General features: G+C 39.1%; 21 protein-coding genes and 1 pseudogene. 19 read left to right on the top strand and 3 right to left on the bottom strand.

Annotated elements, in window-relative coordinates; all coding sequences use genetic code 11:
• Positions 1–11 precede the first annotated feature (11 nt).
• The gene (gene purH / locus J0J36_RS06015) at positions 12–1,562 is read left to right on the top strand and encodes a bifunctional phosphoribosylaminoimidazolecarboxamide formyltransferase/IMP cyclohydrolase (protein ID WP_019292359.1); all 1,551 of its coding nucleotides are present in this window, start codon (positions 12–14) and stop codon (positions 1,560–1,562) included.
• Positions 1,563–1,927: 365 nt separating this feature from the next.
• On the top strand, positions 1,928–3,535 hold the full coding sequence (locus J0J36_RS06010; protein WP_153925088.1) for a hypothetical protein: 1,608 nt from the start codon (positions 1,928–1,930) through the stop codon (positions 3,533–3,535).
• An 85-nt stretch (positions 3,536–3,620) separates the two neighbouring features.
• Here J0J36_RS06010 and treR read toward each other — a convergent pair whose 3' ends face one another.
• Positions 3,621–4,337 (bottom strand): trehalose operon repressor, encoded by a 717-nt coding sequence (gene treR / locus J0J36_RS06005; protein WP_019292357.1) that lies wholly within the window; start codon positions 4,335–4,337, stop codon positions 3,621–3,623.
• Between the two features lie 129 nt (positions 4,338–4,466).
• On the opposite strand from treR, the gene J0J36_RS06000 reads away from it, so the two are divergent.
• The 12 genes and pseudogenes from J0J36_RS06000 (at position 4,467) to J0J36_RS05945 (ending at position 15,586) form a co-directional block, all read left to right on the top strand.
• A complete protein-coding gene (locus J0J36_RS06000) occupies positions 4,467–4,952 on the top strand; it encodes a PTS glucose transporter subunit IIA (protein WP_019292356.1) in 486 nt (161 codons plus the stop codon).
• 12 nt (positions 4,953–4,964) lie between these two features.
• Entirely contained in the window at positions 4,965–6,509 is a 1,545-nt protein-coding gene (locus J0J36_RS05995) for a PTS transporter subunit EIIC (RefSeq protein WP_019292355.1), read from the top strand.
• 19 nt (positions 6,510–6,528) lie between these two features.
• Positions 6,529–8,139, top strand: coding sequence for an alpha,alpha-phosphotrehalase (gene treC, locus J0J36_RS05990; RefSeq protein WP_019292354.1), 1,611 nt, complete (start codon positions 6,529–6,531; stop codon positions 8,137–8,139).
• An 86-nt stretch (positions 8,140–8,225) separates the two neighbouring features.
• Positions 8,226–8,918, top strand: coding sequence for a YjjG family noncanonical pyrimidine nucleotidase (locus J0J36_RS05985; protein ID WP_019292353.1), 693 nt, complete (start codon positions 8,226–8,228; stop codon positions 8,916–8,918).
• Between the two features lie 103 nt (positions 8,919–9,021).
• The gene (gene purD / locus J0J36_RS05980; RefSeq protein ID WP_019292352.1) at positions 9,022–10,254 is read left to right on the top strand and encodes a phosphoribosylamine--glycine ligase; all 1,233 of its coding nucleotides are present in this window, start codon (positions 9,022–9,024) and stop codon (positions 10,252–10,254) included.
• A 2-nt stretch (positions 10,255–10,256) separates the two neighbouring features.
• On the top strand, positions 10,257–10,742 hold the full coding sequence (gene purE / locus J0J36_RS05975; protein ID WP_019292351.1) for a 5-(carboxyamino)imidazole ribonucleotide mutase: 486 nt from the start codon (positions 10,257–10,259) through the stop codon (positions 10,740–10,742).
• A gap of 122 nt (positions 10,743–10,864) precedes the next feature.
• Positions 10,865–11,983, top strand: a complete 1,119-nt coding sequence (purK, locus tag J0J36_RS05970; RefSeq protein WP_206886695.1) for a 5-(carboxyamino)imidazole ribonucleotide synthase — start codon at positions 10,865–10,867, stop codon at positions 11,981–11,983.
• Positions 11,984–12,004: 21 nt separating this feature from the next.
• A pseudogene (locus J0J36_RS10715) lies at positions 12,005–12,699 on the top strand (hypothetical protein).
• A gap of 39 nt (positions 12,700–12,738) precedes the next feature.
• Entirely contained in the window at positions 12,739–13,962 is a 1,224-nt protein-coding gene (locus J0J36_RS05960; protein WP_019292347.1) for a VOC family protein, read from the top strand.
• A complete protein-coding gene (locus J0J36_RS05955; protein WP_019292346.1) occupies positions 13,949–14,542 on the top strand; it encodes a flavin reductase family protein in 594 nt (197 codons plus the stop codon). The genes J0J36_RS05960 and J0J36_RS05955 overlap by 14 nt, the downstream gene beginning before the upstream one ends.
• Before the next feature lie 133 nt (positions 14,543–14,675).
• Positions 14,676–15,101: a universal stress protein gene (locus tag J0J36_RS05950; protein WP_014024946.1), complete on the top strand. Its 426-nt coding sequence runs from the start codon at positions 14,676–14,678 to the stop codon at positions 15,099–15,101.
• Between the two features lie 134 nt (positions 15,102–15,235).
• Complete coding sequence (locus tag J0J36_RS05945) at positions 15,236–15,586, top strand: YxeA family protein (RefSeq protein ID WP_153925085.1); 351 nt, start codon at positions 15,236–15,238, stop codon at positions 15,584–15,586.
• A 214-nt stretch (positions 15,587–15,800) separates the two neighbouring features.
• Here J0J36_RS05945 and guaA read toward each other — a convergent pair whose 3' ends face one another.
• A complete protein-coding gene (guaA, locus tag J0J36_RS05940) occupies positions 15,801–17,342 on the bottom strand; it encodes a glutamine-hydrolyzing GMP synthase (RefSeq protein WP_017370164.1) in 1,542 nt (513 codons plus the stop codon).
• 116 nt (positions 17,343–17,458) lie between these two features.
• Positions 17,459–18,379 carry a type I pantothenate kinase gene (gene coaA, locus J0J36_RS05935; RefSeq protein ID WP_019292344.1) on the bottom strand — a complete coding sequence of 307 codons (921 nt, stop codon included), beginning with the start codon at positions 18,377–18,379 and terminating at the stop codon, positions 17,459–17,461.
• A gap of 233 nt (positions 18,380–18,612) precedes the next feature.
• On the opposite strand from coaA, the gene J0J36_RS05930 reads away from it, so the two are divergent.
• The 5 genes from J0J36_RS05930 to J0J36_RS05910 all read left to right on the top strand — a co-directional run bounded on the left by J0J36_RS05930 (position 18,613) and on the right by J0J36_RS05910 (position 21,814).
• The gene (locus tag J0J36_RS05930) at positions 18,613–19,218 is read left to right on the top strand and encodes a class I SAM-dependent methyltransferase (protein ID WP_153925081.1); all 606 of its coding nucleotides are present in this window, start codon (positions 18,613–18,615) and stop codon (positions 19,216–19,218) included.
• Positions 19,215–20,507: a pyrimidine-nucleoside phosphorylase gene (locus tag J0J36_RS05925; RefSeq protein ID WP_153925078.1), complete on the top strand. Its 1,293-nt coding sequence runs from the start codon at positions 19,215–19,217 to the stop codon at positions 20,505–20,507. Before J0J36_RS05930 ends, J0J36_RS05925 begins: the two co-directional genes overlap by 4 nt.
• Positions 20,507–20,701, top strand: a complete 195-nt coding sequence (locus J0J36_RS05920; RefSeq protein ID WP_014024941.1) for a hypothetical protein — start codon at positions 20,507–20,509, stop codon at positions 20,699–20,701. Before J0J36_RS05925 ends, J0J36_RS05920 begins: the two co-directional genes overlap by 1 nt.
• A gap of 71 nt (positions 20,702–20,772) precedes the next feature.
• Positions 20,773–21,435, top strand: coding sequence for a deoxyribose-phosphate aldolase (deoC, locus tag J0J36_RS05915; RefSeq protein ID WP_004256814.1), 663 nt, complete (start codon positions 20,773–20,775; stop codon positions 21,433–21,435).
• Positions 21,422–21,814 carry a cytidine deaminase gene (locus J0J36_RS05910; protein WP_004256817.1) on the top strand — a complete coding sequence of 131 codons (393 nt, stop codon included), beginning with the start codon at positions 21,422–21,424 and terminating at the stop codon, positions 21,812–21,814. The genes deoC and J0J36_RS05910 overlap by 14 nt, the downstream gene beginning before the upstream one ends.
• The last annotated feature ends 150 nt before the right edge of the window (positions 21,815–21,964 follow it).

Raw genomic sequence — 21,964 nt, 5'->3', positions numbered from 1 at the left:
AAGGAATAAAAATGACTAAACGTGCGCTTATCAGTGTTTCGGATAAAAATGGAATTGTTGAATTGGCGGAGTCTTTAAGTAAACTCGGTTTTGAAATTATCTCAACTGGCGGAACTAAAAAAGCTTTGGATGAAGCAGGAATTGCAACCTTAGCGATTGAAGAAGTGACGCAGTTTCCGGAAATGATGGATGGACGTGTGAAAACATTACATCCAATGATTCATGGTGGACTTTTGGCACGACGTGATTTGGACAGCCATCTAGCTGCCTTAGAAGAGCACAATATTACACCCATTGACTTGGTTGTTGTCAATCTTTATCCTTTCAAAGAGACACTCTTGTTAGGAGCTGATCATCAAACAATTGTCGAGAATATTGATATTGGTGGTCCTTCAATGTTACGTTCTGCAGCAAAAAATCATGCAGACGTTACTGTTCTTGTTGATCCCACAGACTATGCTGCAGTGCTCCAAGAATTCGAAAAAGCTGGGGAAACCAGCTTAGAGCTTCGTCAACGTTTGGCTGCCAAAGTTTTTCGACATACTGCTGCTTATGATGCACTCATTGCACAATATTTAACAGAAAAGTTTTCTGAACATGAGGAAAAACCTGAAAAGTTGACACTGACCTATGATTTAAAACAAGGGATGCGTTATGGTGAAAATCCACAACAAGATGCAGATTTTTATGAAAATGCCCTTCCAACTGCTTATTCGATTGGGCAAAGTGTGCAATTGCACGGTAAAGAATTATCTTACAACAATGTGCGTGATGCAGATGCAGCCTTGCAAATTGCGCGTGATTTTACGGAGCAACCAACTGTTGTGGCGCTTAAGCACATGAATCCTTGCGGCATTGGTCAAGGGGAGACGATTGGGCAAGCTTGGGATTATGCTTATGAAGCAGACCCTGTTTCAATCTTCGGAGGTATTGTAGTTTTAAATCGCCCAGTTGACCAAAAAACAGCTGAGAAAATGAGCAAAATCTTTTTAGAAATCATTATTGCACCAGCATTTTCTGATGAAGCTCTGGCAATTTTAACGAAAAAGAAAAATATCCGTTTGCTTACGCTTGATTTTGAACAAATTGGTGCATCAGAAAAAGAAGCGATGATTACAGGTGTACTTGGAGGTGTCTTAGTACAGGAGCAAGATGTTGTTGCAGAACAAGAAGAAAGTTGGACAGTAGCAACGCAAGCTCAACCAGATACAAAACAATGGGAAGCGCTGAAATTTGCATGGAAAGCGGTCAAATATGTGAAGTCTAACGGTATTATTGTCACAAATGAACATCAAACACTTGGGGTTGGACCTGGTCAAACAAACCGTGTAGCTTCAGTGAAAATAGCAATTGAAGCAGCACAGGAAAAAAATCTAGATAATGCTGTGCTTGCCTCCGATGCTTTCTTCCCCTTTGCAGATAATATTGATGAGATTGCCAAATCTGGCATCAAAGCGATTGTCCAACCAGGTGGTTCCGTTCGTGATCAAGAAGTCATTGAAGCCTGTGACAAGTATGGCATCACGATGATCTTTACAGGTGTGAGACATTTCCGTCATTGATAAAAGAAGTTCTGCTAGTAAGTAGGACTTTTTTTGCTGAAAAGATGAAGATTTTGTACAAGAATTTTAGAATAACTTATCCCTCATTTTATTTTAATATTACTGTTCGATATATTACAATATAATTATATTAGTATTACTCTGAAACAACAAAATACTTGACGAGGAATTGTGATGGACTATAATCTATCAGCACAGCACAGCACAGCACAGCACAGCACAGCACAGCACAGCACAGCACAGCACAGCACAGGCGGTAATTTTCTGTTCTTTTTCGCATACATCAAAACGTCCTGTAAAAATAGGCGTTTTTTCCGTATCCGCTCGTTCTTTAATAAAAAGCAAGTAAAGCGAGGTGAGGAGAAATGAGACAAAGAAAAAGAAAGTTGATAACCATAGCTATATTGGCTCTAGCTCTACTTATTGGTGGTACCTTTGCTTATACTGCTTTTAACCAACAGGCGCTCAATGACCGTGCTAATGCTTTCAGAAGCCACGCTCCTGGCCGTATTCATGATTATTACAATAGAGATACAGGCAACAAGGACATCTTTGCCGAAAACTACGGACATGATGCCGAGGGAGAGGAGCCTATTATGGTACGTAGCGAAGATGTTTTCATCCCTGTGGTTGAACATTCAGAACGTGATGATAAGCGGACATGGACACCTTACAGATCAGCACAAAATGATATCAATGTACGTACAGGAGACTCGCTAGCCTTCAATGACTATATCAACCTCACTTTTGGCTGGCAGCGTGCAGGGCAAGAAGCACCTTGGTATATGCCCACCTTTAACCATGAACTTGAGAGTTTGAAAACAGCAGCCGCAGGCCATGCCCGTGACTATATCCAAGGGGATGGTGCCAAGGATGGCGAAACAGATGGCACCACACATCCAGGAGATGGAACAGATACTTACTGGACTGAAACTGGTCCAAATAGCTCCTATACGAACACAGGGACTTGGCCGGGCGCAGCCATTATGCAAGAGACAAAACAACACCTCCGACAAGAGCGTCCACCAATGACCATTCAGCAATGGGAACAATTAAACCCTAACCAAAGATTCGGCAACTTCTGGGTGCTGGACCACAATACAGGATGGGCTTATTGGGCAGAATTGTTGGAACAAGACGAGGCAACCTCTTACCTGCTTGACGCAGCTGTAGTAAGAGATGAAGTAGTCAGAAGAAGTTTTGTCAATGGTTCCTACTATTATGCCATCCATGTGGATAGTCAAGTCATCTCGCCTCTAACCATTGACAGGTTTTTAGAAGATGATGACCAAGGGCACCACGATACACGCTTAGCGGACTTTCTGGAAGTTGTCGCAGGCGATGGCAACCCACGCTGGAATAGAAATTCACCACCTAGCGCATTCAACTTTGCAATCATGAGACCGGGACGTATCTTTACTATGGCGGGTCAGCAGTACCGTTATTTGGAAGATATGGGTAGTGGCAACCATATGATTATTCGTAACGAGCCTATCCGTGAGCGTTCTTTCGCTCAACAAGAAGGCGAATTAACGACTTGGTATGGGGCTCTTGCACCAGAGGTTCGAGATATTGTGGCTCCTGTAGCTTCTAGCTTTATGACAGGAAATGTCATCGATGGTTCTGTTAATTTTACAGGAGGTACACGCTGGTTGCCTTCTAATCTTGTGGCCTTGAGCAACCAAGATGTTCATCAAGATATAACACGAGTTGTGCCAGATGGCGTCAAGCGTGCCGTTGCCCTATCGCTTGCTGATGTGACACGCTTGTCAGGACCTGACTTAGCTTTCCCAGACCATGCTGGTCGTGTAGGTTTTAATAACAGGTGGTGGTGGCTACGTACCCCTGGTGCTCCCGGCAATGCTTGGCTCGTGAACTCTGGCATTTATGTTGGTCAGTTGCGTGGCAATGGTGGCGTAAACCTTAGCACAGCCTACGGGGGAGTCCGCCCTGTCCTTATCATCCATCAATAAACTATCATGCACAAAAACTCGAGAATTACATTTTCTCGAGTTTTTACATGTACTAACTTCTTTTAGGAAATCCCACAACCTCATCTCAATGCTTCTGCCGTCTCGAAAATTCAGTAAAGCGAAACTTATCTACCTGATGTCGGCTTTCCGTATACTGGAAAACATTATTATTGGCGAGATAAACATGACTGCGCACACTGACGACATGGCGGTCCTTAGGGTTCAAATCCAAATAAGTTTTATCTTCATCATTGACAAAATCAATTGTGATTTCTTTTTGAGCATATGAAATATCAAGATGAACATGATCTTCAAGGTAAGCATATAGAGAAGCCTTTACTTTTTCTCTGGTCATATCAGGTGCTGCAGAAGCTAAAATATAGTCGCGGTCTAGGATAACGAACTGCTCATCAATATTTCGTCGGCGGAGGATATGAAAAGCTTGAGAGCCTTCTTCAAAAAAAGAAAGTTCTGAGAGGTCTTTATCTACAGTTATTTTTTCAAAAATTAATATTTCAGTGGTTGAGCTGAAGTTTAAAGAATCTTTGAGCTCTTTGAAAGAAGTTAACCCTGAAATGGGGAACATCAATCTCTCTCTTGGAATAACAATGGAGCCAAAGCCGTGACGGCGTTGAATAATCCCGTTTTCTTCCAAGATTTTGAGCGCTTGTCGTACCGTTGCACGGCTTGTTTGATAGAGCACTGTAAGCTGGTTTTCACTGGGCAAGAGCTCATTTTCGGGATATCTTCCTTCATGAATTTTTTTCTCCAAATCCCGAAGAATAATTTCGTACTTTTTCATAACCTAAGTGTAACAAAAAAGCACTTTAAGTTAAAGTAAAAATATAACCGCTTGCAAAACCGCTTTCATTTTGCTATTATAAACTTGTACGTACAAGTTGCAGTTTATTTTTATTAAAGGAGAATAAAAATGTTTGGTTTTGGAAAGAAAAAAAGTGTAAGTGAGGACAAGAACCTTTATACACCTTTAGCGGGTACAGTTATTGATTTGGAAAAGGTTTCCGACCCTGTATTTGCCAAAAAAGTTATGGGAGATGGTTATGCTATTGAACCCACAAGTAATGACATTGTTAGTCCAGTAGCAGGAGAAGTCAGTCTAGTACAAGGACATGCTATCGGCTTCACGCGCGCAGATGGTTTAGAAGTGTTGCTTCATCTAGGAATTGATACAGTAAGTTTAAATGGACAACCTTTTCAGATTAAGGTTAAGGTGGGTGATATAGTCGACGGTGGCGATGCTCTGGGACAGGTCAATTGGAAAGAAGTGGAAGCAGCGGGTTTACCACTTACGAGTATGGTTTTAATTACAAATACAAATGAAAAGCTCGATAGTCTTACCGTTAAAAAAGGAATTGCTCAAGCAGGCGATCTGTTGGGCCAAGCAACTGCAAAATAAAAAGGAGAAATCATGGCAGATTACAAAAAATTAGCAACAGAAATTATTGCTGCTGTTGGTGGTGAGGAAAATATCACAAAGGTGATTCACTGTATCACACGCTTACGTTTCTATTTAGTCGACAAAGAAAAAGCAGACGATAAAAAACTTGAAGCAATGGATGGTGTAGCGGGGGTTGTCTACAATGCAAATTTGGGGCAGTACCAAGTCGTTATCGGTCAAGCTGTTGAGGATGTCTATGACGAAATTGTGGCCCAGCTGGGCAGTCGTGTCGTGGATGGTGAAAGTAGTGAAGAAGTCGAGGAAACAAAAGTTTCTAAAAATCCAATCATTCGTGCTTTTCAAGTTGTAGTTGGAACAATTACGGGGTCAATGATGCCGATTATTGGTTTATTAGCTGCTGGTGGTATGATTAATGGGATTCTTAACATGTTTGTTAAAGGAAACCATATTTTTGAACTTATTAGTCCGACAGATCCAACCTATATTATTATTTCAACAATGGCGATGGCACCATTCTACTTTCTTCCTGTCTTGGTCGGCTATGCTGCTGCTAAACAGTTAGGTTCAGACCCATTTGTCGTGGCTGCAGTTGGTGGATTTATGATTCACCCTGCTTTACAAGGCTTAGTTGCAGCACCTAATGTTATTGAGAAAGGAGAGATTGTAGCTGGAAAAGCACCAGTCGTCATGGAATTATTTGGCGTAACTTTTAATACAAGTTATTTTAATATTCCTGTTAGCTTGCCAAATTATGCTTATACTATTTTCCCGATTATTGTAGCAGCTTGGATGGCTAAACCAATCGGTGCTTGGCTTAAGAAGCACATGCCTTTAGCGCTTCGTTCGATTTTTGTACCGATGATTACTTTCTTTGTTGTGGCTTCATTAGTACTCTTGTTGGTAGGACCCGTAATTAGTATTGTTTCCTCTGCGCTTGCTTCAGTCATTACAGGCTTGATTAATCTTAATCTCACAATAGCAGGAGCAATTATTGGTGGACTTTACCAAGTTCTAGTTATCTTTGGTCTCCATTGGTTGGTTATTCCTATCTTGACGCAACAAATCGTAACAACAGGAGAATCAAACATTAATATGATTGTTTCCTTTACAATGTTGGCACAAGGTGCTGGTGCTCTAGCTGTCTTTCTCAAAACACGCCAACAAAGTCTCAAAGGGTTAGCTTTACCAGCAGCGATTTCGGCTTTTTGTGGGGTAACTGAGCCAGCCATGTATGGGATTAACTTGAAATATATTCGTGTTTTCATTATGAGTTCGATTGGTGCAGCTGCAGGCGCTGCGGTTGCTGGCTTATTTGATCTGCATATGTACGGCTTCTCAGGCTCACTTATTGGTTTCCCTAACTTTGCTGCAACGACAAATCCTTTGACTCATGCTGCAGGTAACCCTAACAACTTTATCTACTTTTGGATTGCGACAGCTGTTTGTATTGTTGTATCCATGACTTTGGTTTGGTTCTTTGGCTTTAAAGATTCAGATACAATGGGAACAGGACTCGAAAAGAAAAACGTCTTTAAATCAGCCGTAAATAAATAAGAAACAAAAGGAAAAAACTATGACATTGAGTGAAAAAGTCATCTATCAAATTTACCCTAAATCATTTTTAGACACTACAGGAAATGGTATTGGTGATCTCAGAGGAGTAACGGAAAAATTACCTTATTTGGCGGAATTAGGAATCGATATGATTTGGCTTAATCCTTTTTATCCCAGCCCGCAAAGAGATAATGGTTATGATATTTCTGACTATACTAATATAGATCCAGTATTTGGTGATTTTAAAGATTTTGACCAAATGGTGGCACGTGGTAAAGAGTTAGGTATTGAATTTATGTTGGATATGGTTTTGAATCATGTTTCAACAGAACATGAATGGTTTAAAAAAGCACTTGCCGGTGATAAATATTACCAAGATTTCTTCATTCTTAGAGATGAACCTACGGATTGGGTGTCGAAATTTGGTGGCAATGCTTGGGCGCCATTTGGCGATACTGGTAAATATTATCTTCATCTTTATGATATTTCTCAAGCCGACTTAAATTGGCGTAATCCCAATGTTCGCAAAGAACTGTTTGAAGTTGTCAATTTTTGGCGTGGGAAAGGTATATCAGGCTTTCGCTTTGACGTGATTAACGTTATTGGAAAAGACGAAATACTTAAAAACAATCCAGAATTTGATGGGAAATTTGAGTATACTGATAAACCAATCACGCATGAATATTTGAAAATGCTCAATGCTGCTACTTTTGGCCAAGATGAACATGCCATAACTGTGGGAGAAATGAGCTCAACGTCCATCGAAAACAGTATTCTCTATACACAACCGGAGCGAAGAGAACTCAGTATGGTTTTTAATTTCCATCATCTAAAAACAGATTACAAAGATGGTGATAAATGGACCAAAGTTCCCTTTGATTTTCAAGCGCTCAAAGAGCTTTTCCATGAATGGGGCGAAAAAATGTCACAAGGTGGCGGCTGGAATGCTACTTTTTGGAATAATCATGATCAACCTCGAGCACTCAATCGTTTTGTGGATGTGAAAAATTTCCGTATAAAAGGAGCAACGATGCTAGCTGCTGCGATTCACCTCAGCCGTGGCACACCTTTTATTTATATGGGTGAAGAAATTGGTATGATTGACCCTGATTATGATTCTGTTGCCGATTACCAAGACTTAGAAGCTTTGAATGCTTACGAAAGACTTTTGAAACAAGGAAAAACAGAATCCGAAGCGTTTGAAATAATCAGCAGTAAATCACGTGACAATTCAAGAACACCGATGCAATGGGACGATAGCGCAAATGCGGGCTTTAGCAAAGGAGAGCCATGGCTGAAGTTGGGCAAACATACCGACATTAATCTGAAAAGAGATAAAAACGGAGAAATCTATAATTTCTATAAAGAAATGATTCGTTTACGAAAAACGGAAAAAATTATTTCTGAGGGAGATTATAAAGCTGCACTTAAAGATTCAGAGCACATTTATGCTTTTGTACGTGAATATAAAGGCCAACTTTTACTTGTACTGAATAACTTTGCCAATCACAGCGTGAACTTTACTTTGCCACAGGGTTTTGAAGATGCAGAAGTCTTCGTTAATAACTATGATTCATATAAGTCTGAAACACTGGCACCTTATCAGTCGGTTGCTTTATTAGCCAGATAGTGACCGTTATAAAAGTCTCTTTTGTTGAAAAAATACGATGAAATCGTTAAACTAGAGCTATCATAAATTTTTAGAAAGAGATGAAAATGACTGTATTACTTTTTGACATAGACAACACACTTCTTGATTTTGATAAGGCAGAGTACATGGCTTTAGGCAAAATCTTTGAGCAATACCATATTGAAGATACAAAAGAAAACAGAGCCATCTACTCACGTGAAAATAAAGCACTTTGGCGAAGTCATGAAGCAGGAGAAATCAGTCGTGAAGAGCTTCTTTCTACACGTTTTGCTAATGCTTTTAGAGCTTTGGGAGTTAAAGAAACTTACGATGCTTCGGCTGTTGATGCAGCTTACCAACTTCACTTGGCTCAAGGTCATGAATTGATGGACCACGCTATGGAACTTTTGGATTGCCTGGCGCAAGAAGCAACAGAAATGTACATTGTTAGTAATGGTACATCAAAAGTTTCTCGTCCACGAATTTTAGAGTCTGGCATTGCCGGATATTTCAAAGAAATATTTATCAGTGAAGAAATTGGAAAACACAAGCCATCAAAAGAATTCTTTGATTATGTATTTGAACATATCGATCATGCTGCGGATAAAGATTTTGCGATTGTTGGTGATACCTTAGCTACGGATATCCTAGGCGGAAAAAATGCAGGTATTAAAACAATTTGGTATAATCCTAAACACTTAGAGGCGCAAAAAGATTTAACACCAGATTGTGTTATCGAAGATTTATTAGAAATACCTTCTCTACCTGTCCTCGCTTGATAATTCCGAACAATGGAATAAGAATATATTTAGAAAAGCCCCCTGGGGCTTTTTCTTTTTCTCTAAATATCTTAAGATAGAAGTGAGAAGAAAGTGAGAAAATATGAGGGTTTTAGTTGTTGGCTCAGGTGGGCGTGAACATGCACTTGCACGAAAATTTGCAAAAAGTGAAAAAGTAGAGAAAGTTTTTATTTGCCCAGGAAATGTGGGTATGGCGGAGGAAAAGCTGGAAAGTGTAGCTATTTCCGAACTTGAAAATCATCTATTGGTAGACTTTGCGAAGAAGAAAAAAGTAGACTTGACTTTTGTTGGTCCAGAAACAGCATTGATGAACGGCATTGTGGATGCTTTCTTAGACGAAGGGTTGCTTATATTTGGACCGAGAGCTGAAGCTGCTCAAATCGAAGGCAGTAAAACTTTTGCTAAGTCAATAATGAAAAAATACGGCGTACCCACAGCAGACTACGAGAGTTTTACGGATCTCGGAAAGGCTCTAAATTACGTTGAGACAAAAGGTGCACCTATTGTTATCAAGGCAGATGGCTTAGCTGCAGGAAAAGGCGTCACAGTTGCCATGGATTTAGAAGCAGCAAAAGCTGCTTTAGAAGATATTTTCCAGACAAAAGCAGCAAAAGTTGTGGTAGAAGAATACCTTGATGGCGAAGAGTTTTCACTTTTTAGCTTAGTACATGATGGAAAGATATACCCGTTACCTATTGCGCAAGATCACAAACGTGCCTTTGATGGCGATCGAGGGCCAAATACAGGGGGGATGGGTGCTTATGCACCTGTACCTCATATTTCAGATGCTGTAGTACAAGAAGCCATAGAAAAAATTGTTCAGCCAACTGTGGCTGGGTTAGAGGCGGAGAATAAGCCTTTTACTGGTATTCTTTATGCCGGATTAATATTGACATCCGAAGGTGTCAAAACGATTGAATTTAATGCTCGCTTTGGTGACCCAGAAACGCAAGTGGTTCTAGAAACTATTACAAGTGATTTTTTTGAAAATATATTGGATATCTTACAAGGACGAGAGCCAAACTTGATCTGTAATACCGAAGAAGTTACCTTAGGAGTAGTTGTAGCAAATCAGGGCTATCCCGATGCTTCAACAAAGAGTGTTGTTCTACCAGAGCTACAGGATTTGAACTGTTATTATGCTGGTGTTATAAGAAAAGATGGTCAGCTCCTTTCAAAAGGGGGACGCATATACATGGTTACCGAAACCGGCAAAGAGATAAAAAGTATTCAAAAATCACTTTACGAGAAATTAGATAAGTTAGACAATACAGGGATGTTTTATCGTAAAGACATTGGAAATAAAGGAGTATAAAAATGGCAGATGTTGCAGTAATTATGGGATCACTTTCAGATTGGGAGACAATGAAACAAGCGACTCAAATTTTGGAGGAGTTCGGTATCGATTTTGATAAAAAGGTCATTTCCGCTCACCGGACACCAGAAATTATGATGAATTTTGCGAAAAATGCGGAGCAACAAGGCTATAAGCTCATAATTGCTGGCGCAGGAGGTGCGGCACATTTACCTGGAATGGTTGCTGCAATGACACTTCTTCCTGTTATTGGTGTGCCTATTCAGTCACGTGCCTTATCTGGCTTAGATAGCCTTTACTCCATCGTCCAGATGCCAGGTGGAGTTCCTGTTGCTAGTATGGCTATAGGCACTTCAGGAGCCAAAAATGCAGCTCTCTATGCTATTCAGATTTTGGCACTTGCTGATAAAAGCTTAGTAGAAAAATTGAAAAAATATAGAAAAGAAGCAGCCGATATATCAGTCTCTTCAACTAAAGAATTGTTGTAAACTTTTAATTTAAAAACGAGCGTAATATTTGTAAAAATATTTTGATTTTAGTAAACAAAAATCCGGATAATATGCGGATTTATTTTTAAACTATCCGAAAAGAATAGGGAGAACAAAGAAAAATGGCCTATAATAAGAATATGCAACATAAGAAAAAAACAATTGGAATTATTGGTGGTGGGCAGTTGGGCCAAATGATGGCTATTTCTGCACAATATATGGGCCATAAAGTGATTACACTCGATCCAAATCCGAACTGTTCCGCAGCAAAGTGTTCGGATGAGTTGATTATTGCGGAATATGATGATGTTGATGCGCTTCTTAAGCTAGCTTATGCTTGTGATCTGATAACCTATGAGTTTGAAAATGTATCGGCTAGCGCTTTACATCAGCTTGATGCCTGTGTCGCTATTCCGCAAGGCATTCGATTATTAGAAATCACGCAAAATCGTCGGTTAGAAAAAGAGTTTTTAGAACAATGTGGCGTGAAAATAGCCCCGTGGAAACTCGTAGAAAATGCTCAAAATCTTCCAGAGCAAGTAACAAAAAAACAAGTATTAAAAACAACAATGGGTGGCTATGATGGACACGGTCAAGTTGTTTTGAAATCTGATGAGGATTTGAAAGAGACCATGAAGTTAGCAGAGAGTGCAGAATGTGTACTGGAGGAATTTGTTGATTTTGATTGTGAGATTTCTTTAATTATTAGTGGGAATGGTAAGGATTTTGTGACCTTCCCCCTTTGTCAAAATGAACATATTAATAATATTCTACACCGTACCATTGCTCCTGCTCCCGTACCTCTTGAGGTCAGCGAAAAGGCTAAAGGTTTGGCGCTGGCGATAGCTAAAGAGCTCCAGCTTTCAGGGACACTTTGTGTAGAAATGTTTCTGACAGCAGCGGGCGAGATTTATGTAAATGAACTTGCCCCACGTCCCCATAACTCGGGACACTATACAATAGAGGCTTGTGATTTTTCACAATTTGACTTACATATCAAGGGAATTCTCGGCGAGGAATTGCCGCAACCTCGCCTATTGAAAAAAGCCATTATGCTCAATATTCTGGGACAAGATGTTCCTCAAATGGAGCAATTAGCTCATAAAAGGCCTGAATGGCATATCCATGATTATGGAAAGTTGGAAGCGAAGGTCGATAGAAAAATGGGGCATGTGACGATACTGACAGATGATTTTACAGAAAGTCTGAAAGAAATATCCCGTTTAAAAATATGGGAATGATTTACAGGAAGGAAGAAGAGGATGCACACAATCAGGCTGTCGATGGAAAGTCGAAAAACAATTTTTCGAATCGAAACGCTGAGTGAAGAAATAAATCCTGAATGGACACTTATTTTTCGCAGGATATTCAAAGATAGACTGGTAAGTTATTTAGAAGAGCAAGAGAAAACGAAGCTTGGTCTCTTGTTTCAAGGAGAGACAACTTTCTGGCTACAACATTCCGCTATGCAGGCAACTTTATTTGTACCGCTGGCTTCACATGACTTTATCAGTTAGCGTATACATTACAGATGGCTTATATCTTTTATTTACGGACAGAGGAAATTTGTCAGTTTAGTCTGCTCTTCACTTCAGCTGCAGCACGAGTTTTAAACTTTTGGGAACAAGGGATAATACGTTCAAACTTAAATGGAGTGATGGGAAAGAATCTATGTATCGAGGCAGCCAGTCACTTAGAAGAAATCTTTAGCAATGTTACGCGACACACTGACTTAAGAAACCAGGCCTCTAGGGTTGTTGCTCTTTTAGAAAAAACGAAAAGTATCCCTATATCTGAAGACCAGGAGCTTTTTCAAAAAGGAATCGATACAATATCTTCTTATAAAAAAGCAGAAGTACTCAACGAGCTTCTTAAAAAGATAAAGCAAGAACAAGTGGCAGGAAGCTTAACAGAACTGTACTTTTGTCAGCTCCTCTTAAATTATTTTAAAATATAGAAAATGTGTCTCTGAAGAGAGGCATTTTTTTAATGCAAGTTGTTTGAAAATTATGTAAGACATGATATAATGAAGATAAGATTTACAAGTGTAAACACTAACTCAAGGAAAATAATTATGACAAAACTAAATTCGGAATTTGCACTGGGAGGGATACACCATGTTACGGCGATTACTTCAAGTGCCCAAAAGACCTATGATTTTTTTACAAATATTTTAGGACTGCGACTGGCAAAACTTACCGTTAATCAGGATGACTACGACACCTATCACCTTTATTTTACGGATGAAGAGGGAAATCCTGGTACGGATATGACATTTTTTGATTTCCCTGGAATAGGTGCCGGTAGCCACGGTATCAATAGCATTGACCGTATTTCTTTTCGTGTTGCTCAAGATATATCTTTAGAATACTGGCATCAAAGATTTGAAGCGGCAGCTGTGCCACATGGTTTGGTGGCAGAACGCTTTGGTAAAAAATATCTTGAGTTTGAGGATTTTGATGGTCAGCGGTACCAATTGATTTCCGACGAAAAAAATCAAGGTGTCCTTGCTCCAGGTAAACCTTGGCAACTTTCAAATGTAGAAGTTGAGCATGCTATTGTAGGCTTAGGACCTGTTTTCATTAAGCTCGCAGAAGTAAATATTATTCATCAATTGCTCGCAGAAGTTTTTGGATTTCGCAAGAGTGCTACTGAAAATAATTTCACTCTTTTTGAGGTAGCGAAGGGGGGCAATGGTGCTTCTATTATCATTGATCAGGATAAAGAAGCACAGAGAGCATATCAAGGCTATGGCACGGTTCATCATGTCGCTTTTCGTACAGCTAATCCTGATACCCTTAGATATTGGATTGAGCGTGTCAAATCTTATATGATGCCTCACTCGGGATTAGTAGAACGTTTTTATTTTTCCAGTGAATATGTAAATGTTGCACCCGGTGTGCTTTTCGAAATCGCTACAGATACTCCGGGTATTGCTGCCTTAGATATGGTACAATCCGGGCAAGCCAAGGTTGATAGTTACGAAGAAGCGCTCGTAACCTCAGGCTTTTGGATAGATGAGACTTCAGACGAGGCAGGTCTCTCACTAAGTTTGCCTCCGCATCTCTTTCCAGGAGCAGAAGCGGAAAAGGCACGAACTGCAGCTGCTTTACGACGTTTGGATACGTCAGATGCATTTCGAGATAGAAAATTAGAACCACTGTGGACTATGGAAAAAATTAAAGAACGTCGTATAGGGAGAAAGAATGAAAGTATTTAAACCAGAAGATATGAGCAGTACTGATGCTTACAAATTAATTTCAGGACTCGTTATTCCAAGACCGATTGCATGGTTGACAACCCAAAATTCTACAGGGCTTGTCAACGCAGCGCCCTTTAGTTTTTTTAACGTCGTATCAAAAGATCCAGTCATTGTATCCATTGCTATGACAGAGATGAAAGATTCTGTTAGAAACCTTTTGGAAACAAAGGAAGGTGTCATCCATCTGGTCAATATGGATAATGTTGAAGCCATGAATCAAACATCAGCACCTCTCACTGCTACAGAAAGTGAAATTGAAAAATTCGACATTAAAATTACAGCATCAGAAGAAGTAAAAGTACCTGCTATAGAAAATGCTAAAGCCCGTTTAGAGGTTGTGCTCCATCAGCATATTCCAGTAGGAAAAACAAGCCAATTAATGCTCTTAGAAGTAAAAAATATTCTTATGGATGATTCTGTCATTGATGAGGAAAGACTCTATATTAAAGCGAAAGAACTTGATCCCATTGCGCGCTTGTCAGGGAGAGCCTATACAAGCTTAGGTCATACATTTGAAATTACACGACCAACAAAGTAAGTGCTTCTAATTAAAGTAGAAACTAAATTTTTCTTTAATTTTCCAACCATATTATTATCTTTTTCTCTCTTTTTAATTTAAAATATAATTATACAGGAATTAAATTGATAATTTTAGAAAAGGGAGGCTTTTTATGAGAGAAAAATACAAAAACATTTTGGTAGCTGTTGATGGTTCAGAACAATCTGACAAAGCAGTACGTGAAGCTGTAAAAATTGCAGCACGCAATGAAACATCGCTATTTGTTTTGAATGTCAAAGACGATGTGCGACTTTATGGTTCAGCTTATGGTGTACCACTTATCTTGGAAAATTTAGAAGAGCAATCACGGGCAATCATTGAAAGAGCTTCTGAAATTATCAAGAAACAGGTAGAGTTTAAGGCATATCGAGTGGAAGGTTCCCCAAAAAAAGAAATCGTAGATTTTGCTCAAGCAAATGATATTGATTTAATCGTTATTGGTGTTACTGGTAAAGGCGCCTTTGACCGTTTATTAGTTGGTTCTACAACAGCATATGTTATTGATCATGCGCGTTGTAACGTTATGGTTGTCAAATAAGCAAAAAAGCTTTCCTCAGGAGAGCTTTTTTGCTTATAAAATTTTTTTCTGAATTCTGAGTCGTTTTCCTTAAAAAAAAGGGCGAAGCATTATATAATAGTTTTTACAGGAAAAATAAGTAAAAGGATTTTATAATGAAAAGAGTTGTATTTGGCCTGGTTGCAATTATAGTTTTAATAGTTGGAAATTCTGTATGGCACAATTCAGAGCATGGTGGCAAGAATTTATTCGTGAAAATTCAAGAAGGTGAAAAAATTGAAATGAAAAAATCGGATAATGGTCACGTTACAAAATATAAATATTCCGTCATTGGATTTGATGAAAAAGGAAAATCGCAAGAAATAAAGCTTACGGCACAATATAGTTTAAAACATTATGACTATTTGAAAGTCGTAACCAATAAGAAAAAAGGCGTTTTGAGTTGGAAAGAAGTTAAAAAGCAAGAAATTCCTAAAAACCCCCTGTTCGAACTTGAAAAAGCTTAAGTTAATTTGCATTAATTCTTTGATAAAATAAAATTATTTAACACTTGCGATAACGCTTTCTTGATGTTATAATAGCAGTGTAAAAAATAATAAACTCTATCCCTCAGCAATAAGGTTGGGGGATTATTTTGTGCCAAATTTAACGATTCAGACAAAAGAAAAACCGCTCTGTTGAGCGATTTTTTATTTCTATTTTATTTGTTTTACCTAGGAATTATTCCCATTCAACAGTTGCAGGTGGTTTAGAGGTAATATCGTAGACGACGCGGTTGATATGATCCACTTCATTAACGATACGTACTGAAATTTTTTGTAAAACATCCCATGGAAGTTTGGCGAACTCTGCTGTCATACCATCGATAGAAGTGATGGCACGGATAGCGAGTGTATAGTCATAAGTACGAATATCGCCCATTACACCGACTGAACGAACGCCAGTATTAACAGTGAAATATTGCCATACATCACGGTCTAATCCAGCAGCAGCGATTTCTTCACGAAGAATAGCATCTGAATCACGGACGACCGCGATTTTCTCAGGTGTCAAGTCACCCATAACACGAATGGCAAGACCAGGTCCTGGGAATGGTTGACGCCATACAATCTCATCAGGCATACCAAGTTCTGTACCAAGGGCACGAACTTCGTCTTTGAAGAGAGTATTTAAAGGTTCAATCAATTCGAACTGCATATCTTCTGGCAAGCCGCCAACATTGTGATGTGATTTGATTGTTTGAGCAGTATCTGTTCCTGACTCGATGACATCTGTATAAAGGGTACCTTGAGCGAGGAATTTAACATCTTTAAGTTTAGAAGCTTCATCATCAAAGACGTAAACAAATTCGTTACCGATGATTTTACGTTTTTTCTCTGGATCAGACACACCAGCTAACTTATTCATGAAACGTTCTTCAGCATTAACACGGATAATATTTAAGCCGAATTTGTCTCCCAACATGTTCATCACTTGATCACCCTCGCCTTTACGAAGGAAACCATGGTCCACAAAGATTGAAGTCAATTGGTCACCGATAGCACGTTGTAAGAGCACACCAACTACAGATGAGTCTACACCACCAGAGAGACCAAGCAAGACTTTTTTGTCTCCCACTTGTTCACGGATTTTTTCAATTTGCATGTCAATGAAGCTCTCCATTGACCAATCACCTTTAGCGCCACAAATATTTAAAGCAAAGTTGCGAAGCATATCTGTTCCGTATACAGAGTGACGTACTTCAGGGTGGAATTGAATACCGTAAATGTTACGTTCTGTGTTTTCAACCGCTGCAAATGGGCTATTTGGAGAAGTAGCAACCACATGGAAGCCTTCAGGGATTTCAACAACACGGTCACCGTGGCTCATGAGAACATCTTGTGTTTCAGGAGTATGAGCGAAAAGTTCAGATTTTGCTTTAAGTTCGATAGGTGCAACACCATATTCGCTTTCAGAAGCACTCTCAACTTTACCACCTAATTTGTGACTAATCAGTTGCATACCATAGCAGATACCTAAAATAGGTAATCCAAGTTCGAAAATTTCAGGATCAATATCAAATGAACCCTCGTCGTAAACAGAGTTAGGACCCCCAGAAAGTACAATCCCCAAAGGGTTTATTTCACGGATTTCTTGAGCTGTGACTTTGTGACTCATCAGCTCTGAGAAAACACCGATTTCACGAATGCGACGCGCAATCAATTGATTATATTGACTACCATAGTCAAGAACGATAATTTTTTCAAGTTGTTTATCAGACAAGTGGGCCTCCTAAAAATTAATATTAAAATATTTTATCATAAAAGAACAGATTATAAAAACGTTTGATACAAAAATACAGCATTTTTAATTAAAGAGTAAATTAATGTTATGCTTTTTCAAAACTTTTTCAAATAAATTTTATCAATGTAATGATTCTCTGTTTTGTGTAAGATGACTTCCGCACGATTGCGAGTGGGCTCAATGTAGTCACGCAAATTAGGCAAATTTGTATTGGCCCAAGTCTGACGCGCTAGCTGCATCACTTCATCGTAAGGCATTTTTGTAAATTGGTGATAATAATTATTTGGATCATTTTCGGCAAGTTTGAGTAGACTGTCAAAACGCTCCAAATACCATCTTTCAATCACAGCTTCATCCGCATCGACATAAATAGAAAAATCATAAAAATCACTAACATATAGATGCTCGCTCTGTGGATTTTGGAGAACATTTATCCCTTCGACAATTAAGATGTCAGGTTGATCGATCGTTTGGGTTTGATCTTTGAGGATATCGTAATTTTCGTGGGAATAAATCGGAATCTCACATGTTTCACCGTTCTTTACGCGGTAAAGAAAGTTCAAGAGGTGCTCCATGTCATAACTTTCAGGGAATCCTTTACGGTCTAACATGTTTCGCTCTTCTAAAACGGCTGTAGGATAAAGAAAGCCATCGGTTGTCACAAGTTCTACGCTTAATTTTTTAAATTCACGGGATAAAAGAAGTTGAACAAGGCGAGCTGCAGTCGATTTTCCAACTGCAACAGAACCGGAGATTCCGATAATTAATGGCGGCGTTTTAACAATTTTTTGTAAAAATAAGCCTTTTGAAAAGCTTAAATCTTCAATATTTTTCTTATAGAGGCGGACCAGATAAATTAAAGGCAAGTATACATCGATAACGTCTTGGAGTGAAATTTCATCATTGAGTGAACGAATGGCATCGAGCTCCTTATTTGTCAAAGGCACGATTGAAGAAAGGTAGAGATTTTGCCACGTTTCTCGCGAAATTTCATCATAATTGATGAATTTATTCATAAAGATATTTTAGCATATTTTGCTTGTCGGCTGTGTTTAGAGACTTGTTTTAACAGCAAGATTAACTTTATAAAATTATCAAGAAAGCCCTAAACCTAAGCAGTATCCAAGCTAGGAAGCTCCGACTTGTTTGAAAAAACAAGATTAGAATGTAAGGGTTTTCTAATCCTTCCTCTCTATCTGTAAAGGTTTTCCCAGAAAAAATGAAATATTTTGTGATAAAATAAACTGTAATGGTAAAAACAAATATGTATTATGAAGACAATCGAGATTTAGCACATGACGTGCAGGAACTATCGGTTGAACTTTTAGGGCTTCCCCTCCACTTTCTGACAGATGCAGGTGTATTTTCTAAAAACGCTATTGATTACGGTTCACGTGTTTTACTGGATAATTTTCAACCAGAAGGAGCGAAGACTTTGCTCGATGTCGGTTGTGGTTATGGTACCCTAGCTTTAACTTTAGCAAAAAAATATGGCTTGAAAGCCACACTTGTAGATGTAAATAGCCGCGCCCTTGATTTAGCTAAGAAAAATGCTGATAAAAATAATATAGAAGTCAATGGTATTTTTTTATCAAACATATATGATAATGTTGAAGGAAAGTTTGATGCTGTTATTTCTAATCCCCCTATTCGTGCGGGGAAAGAAGTGGTCCACACTATTTTATCCGACGCCTATGAGCATTTAAATGATGACGGGCATTTAACGATCGTTATTCAGAAAAAACAGGGAGCACCGAGTGCACAAAAGAAAATGAAGGATGTCTTTGGCAATTGCGAGATTGTCGCTAAAGATAAAGGATATTACATTTTAAGAAGTTATAAGGAGAAACTATGACCTACAGAATGGTAGACCTGATTCAAAAAAAACGTGATGGCGGCCACTTTGAGAAGGCTGAAATCGATTGGCTTATCTCTGGTTATGCAACGGGCGAAGTTCCGGATTACCAAATGGCAGCACTAGCTATGGCGATTTATTTTAAAGGTATGACGACAGAAGAAACAGCCAACTTGACCATGGCCATGGTTGTCTCAGGTAAAGAATTTGATTTGTCAGCCATTCCTGGTGTGAAGGTAGACAAACATTCTACAGGGGGTGTAGGTGATAAAGTAACGATTATTTTAGCACCTTTAGTAGCCAGCTTTGATGTCCCTGTCGCTAAAATGTCCGGCCGTGGTTTGGGACATACCGGTGGAACCTTAGACAAGTTAGAGTCTATTCCCGGATTTGAAATTGAAAAAACAGAAGAAGACTTTATTGCCCAAGTAAAGAATTCAGGAATCGCTGTGATTGGTCAGTCTGATGAGTTGGTTAAAGCAGACAAACTTCTCTATGCACTTCGGGATGTGACAGCCACAGTTGATATTATTCCATTGATTGCAAGCTCTATCATGTCTAAGAAAATTGCTTCTGGCTCAAATGCTATTTTGCTTGATGTAACTGTCGGCGATGGTGCTTTCATGAAAAGTATCGAAGATGCGCGCCTCTTAGCCCGCACGATGGTAGACTTAGGCAAGGCTGTTGGACGTGAAACAGTAGCAGTTTTGACCAATATGAACCAGCCGTTAGGACATGCTATTGGTAATCGTAATGAAATTACGGAAGCCGTGAATACGCTAAATGGAAAAGGTACATCGGCATTCCGTCACTTTATCGCGGAACTGGCTCAAATTATGCTTGCGTTAGCAGGTGTAGAAAAAACTGTTCCAGAAATCATCGAAAACCTTGATAATGGTAAAGCTTATGCTAAATTCCTTGCTATGTGTGAAGCACAACACGGAGATGCAACAGCATTTAAGCATTTGACTGCAGAATTAAATGTGGTACATACTGTTGAGATCTATGCTGAGCGTGAAGGTTTTATCTCACAAGAAAAAGCAATGGGTGTCGGTATTGTTGCGATGAAGCTAGGAGCTGGAAGAGCGACCAAGACAGATACAATCGATTTTGAAGCAGGTATTAACCTTGCGAAAAAAGTGGGTGACCCCGTCCAAAAAGGTGATCTTATTGCTACACTTTATAGCAATCGTGCCATTTCTTCCGATTTGATTGCGGAGTTTAAGGACAATATCGAAATTTCTGACCAGCAAGTTCATGCCCCTGAAATTTTGGAAATTATTCGCTGATGAAAAATGAACTTCCCCCTATTCCTAACGGAATAAAAGCACTCCAAAGTGTAACAGCCGCTGTACTTGGCGCAATTGGAATGAATCTTTGGGCCCAGAATACGCTGCTCAAAGTTACACTTTTTATTCTTATCTTTATCTCGGTTTATACGATTATTGGTATGCTTTACCTTAAAAGTCGCAAGCCCAAATAGATTTTAACGTTCACAACTAAAGCGTACTTAAAAGTTCGCATAATAAATAATAACTAGGAGAAGACCTAAAAATGAAAATCAATCAATACATTGACCACACAATCCTCAAAGCAGATGCAACACAAGAAAAAGTTCAAGCTATCATTGATGAAGCAAAAAAATACGAATTTGCTAGTGTGTGTATCAATCCAACTTGGGTAGCTTTTGCTGCTGAACAACTTAAAGATGAAGTTTCAAAAGTATGTACAGTTATCGGTTTCCCTCTCGGAGCAAATACTTCAGAAGTCAAAGCCTTTGAAGCCACAGATGCCATCAAAAAAGGTGCAGACGAAGTAGACATGGTGATTAATATTGGTGCAGCTAAAGACGGCAAATGGGACTTAGTGGAAAGTGATATTGCAGCAGTTAATGCCGTTAAGGATGGTCGTATCCTTAAAGTTATTATCGAAACAAGTCTTTTGACAGATGAAGAAAAAGTCAAAGCTTGTCAAGCTGCACAACGTGCGGGCGCTGATTTTGTTAAGACATCAACAGGCTTTTCAACAGCTGGTGCCAAAGTTGAAGATGTAAAATTGATGCGTGAAACCGTTGGACCAGATATGGGTGTCAAAGCTTCAGGTGGTATCCGTAATCTTGAAGATGCCAAAGCCATGATTGAAGCTGGCGCAAACCGCTTGGGCTGTTCTTCAGGTGTCGCTATCATGGAAGGTGAAACTGCCAATGCCAGCTACTAAAGAACTCATTGAAGCAGCACGCGAAGCAAGCAGTCATGCTTATGTCCCTTATTCCAATTTTCCTGTGGGTGCAGCGCTAGTCACTACGGATGGTAAAGTTTATCAAGGATGTAATATTGAGAATGCGAGCTTTGGCTTGAGCAATTGCGCAGAGAGAACAGCTATTTTTAAGGCTGTGTCCGAAGATCATTTGGAATTTTCAAGTCTGTATATTTATGGAGAAACGGCTGCTCCAATCAGTCCTTGTGGTGCATGCCGTCAAGTCGTATCTGAATTTTGTGAGGCTGATATGCCGGTTTATCTTCTTTCAAAAATGGGGGAAGTTAAAGAGACATCAGTGGGGCAATTGTTGCCTTATTCCTTTAAAGAACTGGAATAAAATTCTAAAATTGACAGAAAAAAAGCTATTTCCGAACAAAGATGTGGATAAATGCTACATCTTTCTTTTTGACTTGAATTAATATGCAAAATATCTTAAAATAAACTTATACATAAAAACTCTTACTTGCGAGAGTTTTAAAAATTTTTA

Source organism: Lactococcus sp. LG1074 (assembly GCF_017309525.1).
Lineage (GTDB): Bacteria > Bacillota > Bacilli > Lactobacillales > Streptococcaceae > Lactococcus > Lactococcus petauri.
This window is presented reverse-complemented; position numbering and strand designations above follow the sequence as displayed.

Coding starts and splice junctions, on each gene's coding strand:
- purH (WP_019292359.1), top strand. CDS start 12: ATGACTAAACGTGCGCTTATCAGTGTTTCGGATAAAAATGGAATTGTT.
- J0J36_RS06010 (WP_153925088.1), top strand. CDS start 1,928: ATGAGACAAAGAAAAAGAAAGTTGATAACCATAGCTATATTGGCTCTA.
- treR (WP_019292357.1), bottom strand. CDS start 4,337: ATGAAAAAGTACGAAATTATTCTTCGGGATTTGGAGAAAAAAATTCAT.
- J0J36_RS06000 (WP_019292356.1), top strand. CDS start 4,467: ATGTTTGGTTTTGGAAAGAAAAAAAGTGTAAGTGAGGACAAGAACCTT.
- J0J36_RS05995 (WP_019292355.1), top strand. CDS start 4,965: ATGGCAGATTACAAAAAATTAGCAACAGAAATTATTGCTGCTGTTGGT.
- treC (WP_019292354.1), top strand. CDS start 6,529: ATGACATTGAGTGAAAAAGTCATCTATCAAATTTACCCTAAATCATTT.
- J0J36_RS05985 (WP_019292353.1), top strand. CDS start 8,226: ATGACTGTATTACTTTTTGACATAGACAACACACTTCTTGATTTTGAT.
- purD (WP_019292352.1), top strand. CDS start 9,022: ATGAGGGTTTTAGTTGTTGGCTCAGGTGGGCGTGAACATGCACTTGCA.
- purE (WP_019292351.1), top strand. CDS start 10,257: ATGGCAGATGTTGCAGTAATTATGGGATCACTTTCAGATTGGGAGACA.
- purK (WP_206886695.1), top strand. CDS start 10,865: ATGGCCTATAATAAGAATATGCAACATAAGAAAAAAACAATTGGAATT.
- J0J36_RS05955 (WP_019292346.1), top strand. CDS start 13,949: ATGAAAGTATTTAAACCAGAAGATATGAGCAGTACTGATGCTTACAAA.
- J0J36_RS05950 (WP_014024946.1), top strand. CDS start 14,676: ATGAGAGAAAAATACAAAAACATTTTGGTAGCTGTTGATGGTTCAGAA.
- J0J36_RS05945 (WP_153925085.1), top strand. CDS start 15,236: ATGAAAAGAGTTGTATTTGGCCTGGTTGCAATTATAGTTTTAATAGTT.
- coaA (WP_019292344.1), bottom strand. CDS start 18,379: ATGAATAAATTCATCAATTATGATGAAATTTCGCGAGAAACGTGGCAA.
- J0J36_RS05930 (WP_153925081.1), top strand. CDS start 18,613: ATGGTAAAAACAAATATGTATTATGAAGACAATCGAGATTTAGCACAT.
- J0J36_RS05925 (WP_153925078.1), top strand. CDS start 19,215: ATGACCTACAGAATGGTAGACCTGATTCAAAAAAAACGTGATGGCGGC.
- J0J36_RS05920 (WP_014024941.1), top strand. CDS start 20,507: ATGAAAAATGAACTTCCCCCTATTCCTAACGGAATAAAAGCACTCCAA.
- deoC (WP_004256814.1), top strand. CDS start 20,773: ATGAAAATCAATCAATACATTGACCACACAATCCTCAAAGCAGATGCA.
- J0J36_RS05910 (WP_004256817.1), top strand. CDS start 21,422: ATGCCAGCTACTAAAGAACTCATTGAAGCAGCACGCGAAGCAAGCAGT.